This window comes from Virgisporangium ochraceum (assembly GCF_016863655.1).
Taxonomy (GTDB): domain Bacteria; phylum Actinomycetota; class Actinomycetes; order Mycobacteriales; family Micromonosporaceae; genus Virgisporangium; species Virgisporangium ochraceum.
The window spans coordinates 1-1,846 of record NZ_BOPH01000032.1 but is presented as its reverse complement, the minus strand read 5'-3'; the positions used below and the strand labels follow the sequence as shown (position 1 = coordinate 1,846).

The window sequence follows — 1,846 nt, the reverse complement described above, 5'->3', positions numbered from 1 at the left end:
CTGCAAGATCGGCGCGCGGCGCGACCACGGCGCGGCGCGAGCGGCGCGAGTGGTGCGGACGGTCCGCAACCGGACACGTGCTAGCCGTACCTCGCCGCGGCAGCGGTGGCGGCGGGGCAGCGGCCGGCCGCCCGTTCGCACGCCGCCAGGTCGCACTGGCGGCAGATCCACGCCCCGCCGTCCTTGGTGGCCACCACTCCGGCCATCAACCTGTCGAGCAGGCGGCCCAGTACCGCCAGCTCGCCGGCCGGCAGGTCGGCCAGCAGGCTCCGCAGTACCGAGGAGCGGGCGGCGGCCACCTCCGCGGCCGCGGCCCGTCCCCGGTCGGTGAGCATCACCGAGCGCGAGCGGCCGTCGTCGCCGGGGCCGCGGGTCACCAGGCCGGCGGCGCTGAGCCGGTCGACCAGGCGCACCGCCCCCGACGGCGTGAGCCCCAGCACCAGCCGCAGCCGGTCGAGCGTCGGGCGCTCGAGAAACTGGTCGAGGGCGGTCAGCGCGGCCGCGGCCGACGACGAGTGACCGGTGGCGGCGGTGACGGCCGCCGCGGTCCGGTCGGTGAGGGCCTGCGCGAGGGCTCCCAGGACGTTCGCCTCGCGTTCGCCGGCCATCAGGCCATTGTGTACGTGACCGTGAGCGGCATGAACGGGTAGTCGGCGTGGGTCGACTCGCTCTCGGCCGTGCCGGTGACCCCTTCCAGCCCACCCGTGCCGGCCACGACCTCGAAGGTGCCGCGGGCCGTCGTCCCGTCGAACGCGCCCGGACCCCGGAGCACCAGCGCACCGGTTCGCCCGTCGAGCGTCGCCTCCAGGCGCATCAGCGTGACGTACGAGCTCGTGCCGTCGGCGCGGTAGTACATCAGCCCCTCGAACGTCGCCGAGGAGATGGCGTCGCCGGTGCCGGAGAGAGCCACCTCGGCCCGGGTGAACTTCGTGCCGTCGGGCAGCTCCCGGTACGGCTTCTCGTCCCACGACTCGATCTTGAGCTTCGTCTTCAGGTCGGTCATGGCTTCAACGTATGTGTGACTCAGTCACACGTCAACCCTGCTACCGTCGCCCGGTGACGACCGTGGAGGTGCCCGACGGGCTGGGCGTCGTCGCCGTCCTCGGGAACGACTTCGCCAGCCTGCTGTGTCTGGGCGGGCAGCCGGCCGTGCTGCACGCGCACGACTGTCACGGCAGCGTCGGGCAGCTGGCCGCGCGCGCCGAGCCGGGCGCGGTGCGTCCCGCCGATCTCGACGCCCTCCGCGACTGGCTCGCCGCGCCCGGCCTCAACCCCCGCCGCCCGCCACCCGCCGGGCCGCTCGCGCCGCTGCTGCGCCTGCTCGCACCCGGCCGGTACACGCTCGCCCTGAGCACACCCGGCTGGCAGGAACTGCCGGTGCTCGACCCGGCACCGGGCGCCGCCGCCTCGTGGTACTGGCCGACACAGGGCGACGCGCTCGTCGTCACCGACCATTGGCCCCCACGCGACCAGGCCACCGTCGAGAGCTACCGGGCCCGGATCTCCGGCGGCGCGCGGCCGGCCGCGGTCGTGGTCCGCGCGCCCGGCGGCGGCCCCCGCTACCTCGTCGACGGGCACCACAAGCTGGCCGCCTACCGGCGCACGCACGTCCGCCCGCTGCTCATCGAGATCGCGCCCGAGAAGCCGATGCCGCTACGCCGCGAGGAGTTCGCCGCCGCGGTGCCACCGGCACAGGCCAAGGCGTTCGCCGCTCCCCTCGACGATTGGACCTACTCCGTCCCCTCGTCGCAGTAGCCCTGAGTCGTTGATTCGTATGCAGTCGTGGTGTGTCACCGTGCGTTCGGGCGTTCTGTCTGCACGGGGGTTCGGTTGCCTGTTGATCGTT

Annotated in this window: 3 protein-coding genes; 1 reads left to right on the top strand and 2 read right to left on the bottom strand. The window is 74.2% G+C overall.

Translation table 11 applies throughout. The features are described from left to right. Window positions 1-80 precede the first annotated feature (80 nt). On the bottom strand, window positions 81-608 hold the full coding sequence (locus Voc01_RS13810) for a MarR family winged helix-turn-helix transcriptional regulator (protein ID WP_203927794.1): 528 nt from the start codon (window positions 606-608) through the stop codon (window positions 81-83). Further along, on the bottom strand, window positions 608-1,003 hold the full coding sequence (locus Voc01_RS13805; protein ID WP_203927793.1) for a DUF3224 domain-containing protein: 396 nt from the start codon (window positions 1,001-1,003) through the stop codon (window positions 608-610). Before Voc01_RS13805 ends, Voc01_RS13810 begins: the two co-directional genes overlap by 1 nt. Before the next feature lie 53 nt (window positions 1,004-1,056). Between Voc01_RS13805 and Voc01_RS13800 the strand changes: the two genes are divergently transcribed. After that, window positions 1,057-1,755 carry a hypothetical protein gene (locus tag Voc01_RS13800; RefSeq protein ID WP_203927792.1) on the top strand — a complete coding sequence of 233 codons (699 nt, stop codon included), beginning with the start codon at window positions 1,057-1,059 and terminating at the stop codon, window positions 1,753-1,755. Window positions 1,756-1,846 lie beyond the last annotated feature (91 nt).

Excerpts from the sequence above, each read along its gene's own strand:
- Voc01_RS13805 (WP_203927793.1), bottom strand. The coding sequence starts at position 1,003 with ATGACCGACCTGAAGACGAAGCTCAAGATCGAGTCGTGGGACGAGAAG.
- Voc01_RS13810 (WP_203927794.1), bottom strand. The coding sequence starts at position 608 with ATGGCCGGCGAACGCGAGGCGAACGTCCTGGGAGCCCTCGCGCAGGCC.